Source organism: Dyella sp. EPa41 (assembly GCF_016586165.1).
GTDB lineage: Bacteria > Pseudomonadota > Gammaproteobacteria > Xanthomonadales > Rhodanobacteraceae > Dyella.
This window is the reverse complement of the sequence record NZ_BCPR01000059.1, coordinates 20,684-28,708: the sequence shown is the minus strand read 5'-3', so window position 1 is coordinate 28,708 and position 8,025 is coordinate 20,684. Positions and strand designations below refer to the sequence as shown.

At 57.3% G+C, this 8,025-nt stretch carries 6 protein-coding genes; all 6 read right to left on the bottom strand.

Annotated features, from left to right (window positions below):
* On the bottom strand, positions 1 to 2,755 hold a 2,755-nt coding region (locus JMF82_RS22200), incomplete at its 3' end, for a calcium-binding protein (protein ID WP_304487918.1).
* A 12-nt stretch (positions 2,756 to 2,767) separates the two neighbouring features.
* Positions 2,768 to 3,307 (bottom strand): hypothetical protein, encoded by a 540-nt coding sequence (locus tag JMF82_RS16615; RefSeq protein ID WP_201315667.1) that lies wholly within the window; start codon positions 3,305 to 3,307, stop codon positions 2,768 to 2,770.
* Complete coding sequence (locus tag JMF82_RS16610) at positions 3,304 to 3,771, bottom strand: hypothetical protein (protein ID WP_201315666.1); 468 nt, start codon at positions 3,769 to 3,771, stop codon at positions 3,304 to 3,306. Before JMF82_RS16610 ends, JMF82_RS16615 begins: the two co-directional genes overlap by 4 nt.
* 21 nt (positions 3,772 to 3,792) lie before the next feature.
* Complete coding sequence (locus JMF82_RS16605) at positions 3,793 to 4,362, bottom strand: hypothetical protein (RefSeq protein WP_201315665.1); 570 nt, start codon at positions 4,360 to 4,362, stop codon at positions 3,793 to 3,795.
* Positions 4,362 to 5,762, bottom strand: a complete 1,401-nt coding sequence (locus JMF82_RS16600; RefSeq protein ID WP_236585522.1) for an HlyD family type I secretion periplasmic adaptor subunit — start codon at positions 5,760 to 5,762, stop codon at positions 4,362 to 4,364. The genes JMF82_RS16605 and JMF82_RS16600 overlap by 1 nt, the downstream gene beginning before the upstream one ends.
* Before the next feature lie 26 nt (positions 5,763 to 5,788).
* Positions 5,789 to 7,975, bottom strand: a complete 2,187-nt coding sequence (locus tag JMF82_RS16595; RefSeq protein WP_201315663.1) for a type I secretion system permease/ATPase — start codon at positions 7,973 to 7,975, stop codon at positions 5,789 to 5,791.
* Positions 7,976 to 8,025: the final 50 nt, after the last annotated feature.

Sequence of the window (8,025 nt, the reverse complement as noted above, 5' to 3'; positions counted from 1 at the left end):
CGTAACCCCGTTGGCGCATATCCTCCAACGCCCATACCATGCCATCGGCGAAAGTCACCTGCTCGATCAGGTGGGTGCTGTTCTCGTAACCACTGGACGCCGTACTGCTGAACCAGTCCTTGACTGCCACCTCATCCTGGCCATTGGCGTGCACGAACACAAGGTCTGCACCGCGCTTGGTCATCGTGATGTCGCTGGCCTGGATACCTTCGCCAAAGGCCAGCACGTCGATGACACCGTTGTAGCTGCCGGTCTCTACGATGGTGTCCCGGCCATCGCCCAGGTTGAACACGTACGTGTCCGAGTAGTAGCTGCCATACAGAACGTCGTCTCCGGTGCCGCCGATAAACACGTTATTGGTCGCGTTGGTTGCGACCTTCAAGGTGTCGTCACCGGAACCTCCGAGTAGCCGATTGCTGCCATTGCCACCATCCAGCACGTCATTCCCCGCACCACCGACAAGCACATCATCCCCTGCGCCACCATTGAGGGTATCCGTACCCGCGTCGCCAACGAGCACATCATCTTTCGCGCTACCGTTCACGACGCCGCCATTCGGGCCAAATACCAAATTGAGATCACCCAACAAGGACGTCTTCGAGAACAATGCGATCAACGCCTCCGACCCGCCTGCCTGACTTGCCTGATCCAGCACGGATGCCAACGCCGGCAGATAAACGGCTTTGTTGCTCGCAAATGCCGGCATGAACTGGATGAGTTCAATGAAGTCAGCTGCGGCGTGCACGCTGTCGACCTGCGACGCCTGGCTCAGCAGGCCAATCATCGGCGTGAAATCCAGGCCGATGCCATTAGCTCCGAATGTCAGACCAATCCCATCAACGTAAGGCTTCAGGCGCGTCTGCAAGGCCAGTTGCTGGTAGGAACCGTTGAAGAACGTGTCGTAGACCTTGAGGTAAGCGGCCACATTATCCTGGCCCCACCAAAGGTCGGCAGCGGGCACTTCGCCGAGCAGAATTTGCACGATGCGTATCTTGCGGGCGGTATCCGCATCCAGCACCGTGATCGTCTGATCAAGGGTCTGGTTGGGTGTGAGTCGGATAACGTTGTCGGAATCAGCATTTTCGGTGGCACCGGAGGCATGCAGCGTGATGCCCTGGTCACTCCACAGCGGGCTGGTCTCGGCCCAGGCCAGGAGGATATCGCCCAGCAACGTTTGCTGCCCTTCACGCGTTTGCGCGATGGAAAAGTCACGCACCAATTGCGCGAGTCCTGATGACAGTGCGCAGGCTTCACGCAGATCGCGCAGCGCGCCCATGCCTTGCATATTGATCAGTGATTGCAGCTCTTCCGGGATATCGATTTGGTCGCCGAACTTGCTATGCAACGCATCGTTGTCAAGATCGAAATCCTGCATCACGTGCGTGGTCAGGGTGCCGTCCTCGTTGCGACGGGTGTAACTGCCGATACCGACCAGGGCACCACCATCTACCGATGTATTTGTATTGGCATAAACCAGCGAGAGACTTTCGATGCCCAGCTCATTGAGCGTCGACAGCTCGTTGGCCTGCGAGATGCCATCGCCATTGAGGTCACGCCAAATGCGCAACGACGCAAAGGCGGCATCGTTGGCATCGATCAGGCCATCACCGTTGCTGTCCAGATCGGCCAGAGCCTCAAAACCGTTGGCGGCACGCTGGCCGTTGCGCAGCAGAGTCTGGTCACCAAAAAGTTCGCCGCCATTGTCGATGGTGCCGTTGCCGTTTATGTCGCGCACCAGCAACCCGTCACTACCATCGACCCAACCGGACGCGGTACGGATGCCATCGCCGTCGTGATCGAACAACGCCCCAGACCAGTTACTTTCGGCCAACGTACCGACCTTGCCGTCGCCGTCCAAATCCAGCGCCAGGGGGTCATAGCGAACAATACGGTAGGTATTGCCGAAAATGATGGCGTTCGCTGCAAGCTCGAGTTGCTCAATGAATGAATCAAACGCGAACGATACGTCGCTCTTCAGCCTCGCAATCTGCTCGGCGAAATCACTTGCAAGGTGCTCTAGAGCACTGGGCAGATCTCCGGAAGCAACGTCACCCCAGCGATTTCCCGTCAGCAAGGTACCTGGCGCACCATCTTTGTCATTCCAGAAGTTTCCGAGAGCGTGCGCTGAATACGCCGCGAGCAACTTCTCCCACGCGCCCTCTACGCCGTAATCCGAATAGGCGCTGGCTTCGGCATCACTCAAGTACATGAGATCGCGGCCAATTTGGCGTGACAGCTGCGATACTGGATCAAAGGCGTCGCGATGATTCGTGACCAAATCCATCGCGGCCTCCGGATTCAAGCCATAGCGCTCCGCAATGCCGTAGGCGCCAAAGGCATCGAATGTTTCCGCATGCACGCCATAGGCGGCCGCCAGCATTTGCGCTACCGTACCGCCCATCGAGTGGCCCGTGGCGCTAACATCCGCTCTGCTTATGCCATTCTGATCAGCGTATTCAAGAGCCCAGCGCATGGCGCTATTGGCCTCATTCCATTGGGGAGGCGCCTCACCGTTAGCCATGGCGGAAACTGCCAGGACATCATGGATATCGCCGAAATCGGTGCCAGGGTTGGACAGCACAATTTCATTTGTATCAATGTTTTTAAATACTGCTCCCTGATAACCATCTGCGGACATATTAGATAAATATATCACCTCGTATCGCGAATTATATCCTGATATTATTTTTCCAAGGCTTAATCCGCCATACACGGCTGACGATAAACGCGCATAGTCTTGTGTCGAGATAGTCACAACCGCTCCTTGTTAGCGAACAGATAAGTTGAATTTTGTTCCGTCCCTAGCATCTGGGTTAAGCACTACAAGGCATGAACCCTTCTCAGGCCAAAAGTTGCAAACAACCGCTTTTCTGTAGCCCGAATAAAAACCCTGCGGCGATAGCCCGGTGCGCGCCACTTGGCCATTAGGCGCGTGAATAACAACATCAACGCCAAGCAGACCCCAAGAACACTTTTCTCTTGGTTCGTAATAGTCTCGATATATCTCAAACGTATCTTCATCACCCGCAACCGGCACATCGTCCTTCGGGTAATCAATATATCCACCCAAGCCATATCGGTAATCGATATTGCTGCAGTCTTTCGACAGGTTTCCGTATTGGGCGCTCACCGTCACCGTAAAATCGCCCTCTCGTCCCTCCGGAGTCACGACGAGCTCAAGCCTGTCGCGCGGCGCGGCATTCACCGGCGGCGGTGAAAGGTCTTTCTTCTCGCTGCAACTTGCGAGCAACAGAACAGCGGCGATACCCGAAGTAACGCTTGCCCGCCTTTTCACGACTGGCGTCACGATCCAACCCTGGCAAGCATCGTCAATGTTTGATTGGCCACCAACCCCATGGCGGCCTCCGGATTCAAGCCATAGGCGGCCGCCAGCATTTGCGCCACCGTACCGCCCATGGAGTGCCCCGTGGCGCTGACATCCGCCCTGCTTATGCCATTCTGATCGGCGTAGTTCATCGCCCAATTCATGGCGCTTTTGACGTCGCTCCATTGAGGCGGCGCCTCACCGTTAGCCATGGCGGAAACTGCCAGGACATCATGGATATCGCCGAAATCGGTGCCGGGGCTGGATACAACGATCTCTTTTGTCCTCAAGTTTTGAAATACAGCTCCTTGATAACCGTCGGATGAAGTAGATGTCACATAGAGGACTTCATATCGGTCTCCAGTCCCAGCCACGCGCTGACCAACAGTCAAATTCTTATAGACAATTGACGATAAAAAGGCATAGTCTTGCCTCGAAATAGCCATAACATCTCTCCTTAGACTTGATTACTTGATCTGGATGCTTACATCGATACCAGAAACGAGATCTCCCGGTGGTTCTGGAGGAAAGCAGATATTCACGTCGTCCCGAAAAAATTGGCACCTTACATTCCATTTAAATCCCGCATTAAAGTCCCTTCGTGAAATTCCAGTATCGGCATGACGTCCATTTGGTGCGTGAATAGTTATGTCAACACCGAGCAACCCCCAAGAACACCCCTCTCTTGGTTCGTAATAGTCCCGGTATATCTCAAACTTGCCCTTGTCGCCGGCGATCGGCACGTCACCTTTCGGAAAATCAATATTTCCACCCAAGCCATATCGGTAATCGATATTGCTGCAGTCTTTCGACAGGTTTCCATATTGAACCTTGACTGTCGCCGGATAATCACTCTCATGGCCTTCCACCGCCACAACAAGCTCGAGCTTATCGCGCGGCGCGGCATTCACCGGCGGCGGTGAAAGGTCTTTCTTCTCGCTGCAACTTGCGAGCAACAGAACAGCGGCGATACCCGAAGTAACGCTTGTGCGCCTTTTCACCAACGGCGTCATGACTGCCCTTTTGCCAAACATCATCAGCGCTCCCGCATCGACTCCGACACACCCCTGACCAAGGGATCGAAAACAAACGCGATCACCCGTCGCTTGCCTGTGTTGATCTCCGCACTCAATGACATGCCGGGCGTGAGTTTCACGGTGACCCCATCCACCACCAGCGTGGCGCGCCTTAGGCGAATGTTGGCCTGATAGATAAGGCCCAGCTTTTCGTCCTTGATAGCATCGTGCGAAACGCTTTCGACTTCGCCCTCCAGATAGCCATAGCGGGTGTAGGGAAAGCTCTCGATTTTCACGGTGGCTCGCTGACCGGGCCGAACGAAACCGATGTCCTTGTTGAGAATGGTGGCTTCGACTTCCAGCTGTTCGTTTTCTGGCACGATGGAAAGCAATGGCTGGGCGGGCGTAACGACACCACCCACCGTATGCGTGGCCAGCTGTTGCACGGTGCCGTCTACCGGGGCGCGCAAGCGCATGAGTGCATCGCGCTGGGTTGCCTTGGCCAGCTCGGGCTCGACCTGCTGAATTTGCTCCTGCGCCTGGCGAAGTTCGTCCTGCCATTGCCGACGTGTATCAGTGGTGGTGACCACCAGCTCTTTTTGCGCACCGACGATGGCTGAGCGCAGTTCCTCCCTGCGACTGAGTTGCCCGGCCAGGTCGCGCTCGGCGTTGATGCGCTCCTGCTTGCGCAACATGTATTCCTGCTTGGGCACGTAGTTTTTTTCCAGCAGCGCCTCGTAGTCCTTTACTCGCGCCAGGGATATCTCCAGGTATTGCTGTAACGGGACAATGGCCGACTCCACCGTGCGCAACTCCGCCTGCTTCTGCGTCACCATGGCCTCCAGACTTTGCCTTTTGGCCTGGTAGGTGGCGTGCTGGCTCAACGCGAGCGTCCGTGCGGCTTCAAACCGCTGCGCGGATATAGCCTCGTCACTTGCCATGGACAGCGGTTGGCCGGTATCCATCGCTTTTATCAATGCGACCGACCTCACTGCCGCAAGCCTCGCGCTGACCAGCGCCTCTTCTGCTTTGCGGCTATCTGCGGCCGTGGCGGTAGTGTCCAGCTCGATCAGCAGATCGCCCCGCCGCACTACCTGTCCATCCTGCACGAGGATGCGCCGCACCACGGCAGTTTCCGCTGGCTGTATGGTTTTGGTACGGCTGGTGGTAACCGTTTTGCCTGGCGCCACCGCCACCATGTCGAGCTGACCAAGACAGGCCCACAGCAATGCCGTCGTGAACAACGCCATGATGGCCCACAAGATCACGCGTGGTGCCGGGGAAAGCGGCGTCTCGACCAGTTCAAGATGAGCAGGAAGGAAGGCGAGCTCTTCACGTGTGCGCTTTATCGGTTCCACGCTGTGGCGCTGGCTCCATGCGGCGCGAAAAACCTGGCCATAGCGGCGCAATGCCTCTGCCATGGCACCTGCTCGAAGGCTCATGAGCTCTACCCCTGCTGCAACCGGTAAAGATGGGCAAAGTGGCCATCCGTCCGTTGCAGCAGTTCGTCTGGCGGCCCCATTTCGACGATGCGCCCTTTGTCGACGACGACGACGCGATGCGCATGGCGCACGGTCGACAAGCGATGCGCGATGATCAGCACGGTTCGACCCTTGCAGATCGCCCGCATGTTGGTCATAACCGCCCGCTCCGATTCATAGTCGAGCGCGCTGGTGGCTTCATCGAAGATGAGAATGCGCGGATCCGACACCAGAGCACGCGCGATCGCCACGCGTTGACGCTGCCCTCCCGACAAGCTGGCACCCTGTTCGCCCACGATGGTGTCGTAGCCTTGCGGTAGATCAACGATGAACTCGTGTGCCCCGGCCAGTTCGGCAGCACGGACAACACGTTCCATCGGCATGCCCGGGTCTGCCAGGGCGATGTTTTCGCGCACGCTGCGATTGAAGAGGAAGTTTTCCTGCAGCACGACACCCAACTGGCGCCGCAACCACGCCGGATCAGCCAGGGCCAGATCATTGCCATCCACCAGGACGCGGCCACGCTCTGGCACATACAGACGCTGGATCAACTTGGTCAAGGTACTTTTGCCGGAGCCGGAACGACCTACGATGCCGACGATCTCGCCCGGCTGTACATCGAGGTGTATGCCCGACAACACCTCAGCAGTGTCGGGACGATAGCGGAAGCCTACGTTTTCAAACGTCACCCTGCCCCGGATCGGTGGCAGTGCCATGCGGCTACCGCCCGGCTCTGCCCGCGTGTTGAGAATGTCGCCCAGGCGCTCCACTGAAATGCCGACCTGCTGGAAGTCCTGCCAAAGCTGCGCAAGACGTACGATCGGGGTGGCGACCTGCCCCGCGAGCATATTGAAGGCGATGAGTTGGCCAACGGACAGCGAGCCCTCGATCACCAACTGAGCACCCCAATACAGAATGGCGATAGTCACCAGTTTCTGCAGCAATTGGACGCCTTGCTGTCCGATGTTGGCCAGGCGCGTGACGCGAAACCCGGCGCCAACGTACCCCGCCAGCTGGTTATCCCAGGTACTCGTCATGCGGGGATCTACTGCCATGGCCTTGACCGTGGCCACACCGGAAACGGTCTCGACCAAAAAGGACTGGTTGTCGGCACCACGTACGAACTTCTCGTTGAGCCGGGAACGCAGGGCTGGCGTGATGGCCGCCGACCACCCGGCATACAACGGCAGCGAAATGACCACGATGAGCGTCAGCCAGCCGCTGTAGAAGAACATCACCGCCAGGAAGACGAAGGTAAACAGAAGATCCAGCAACGACGTCAGCGCCTGGCCGGTCAAGAAGTTGCGGATGTTTTCAAGTTCTCTTACACGTGCGATCGTGTCGCCCACGCGGCGCGACTCGAAATAGGCAAGTGGCAAGGCAAGGATGTGGCGAAACAGTCTTGCGCCGAGTTCCACGTCTATGCGGCTGGTGGTATGCGCAAAAACGAACGTACGCAAGCCCGAAAGCAATACGTTGAACAACGTGATGGCAACAAGGCCGACCATGATAACGGTCAGTGTCGTCATGGCGTGATGTACCAATACCTTGTCCATCACTACCTGGAAAAACAGTGGCGTCACAAGGGCAAAGAGCTGCAGGAACAAAGAGCACACCAACACTTCGGCAAGCAGTTTTCGATACTTCACGACAGCGGGCACAAACCAGCTGAAGTCGAACTTCGCCAGATCAGCGAGAAGCGAAGCGCGTGAGGCCACGGTCAGCAGACGCCCGTTGTAGTGACGGGCAAACTCCTCTCGCCCCCATAGGGCCGGGCGCCCAAGCGCCATGTCGTGAACCAGAACCTTGTCGCCGTCCACCTTGGCCACCACGAAGGCTCGCCCCGCGCCTTGCAAGGCGAGTGCCGGCAACGCCACTCTCTCGATTCGCCCGGACGGCTGGCTGACTACTTTTGCCTTGAGGCCAAGCTTTTTCGCCGCGAGAAGTAGGGCGACTTCATCAAAAGGCTGATTTCCCAGGCCTGACTCATGGCGCAACTGCTCTGCATCTGCAGCCACACCATGGAACTGCGCGAGCAAGACCAGTCCGTGCAGAGCCTGATCGATGCCTCCTGCTCCCAACGAAGCCGCGGAAGCGATGTCGCTCAATGGAGCGTCTTGATGCTGACTTTTTCTGTTTGGTACGGCATCCATGCCCGCCCCCTGAAGCGCATCTCCACCACGCCCGGGGCTGATTTGCTCAG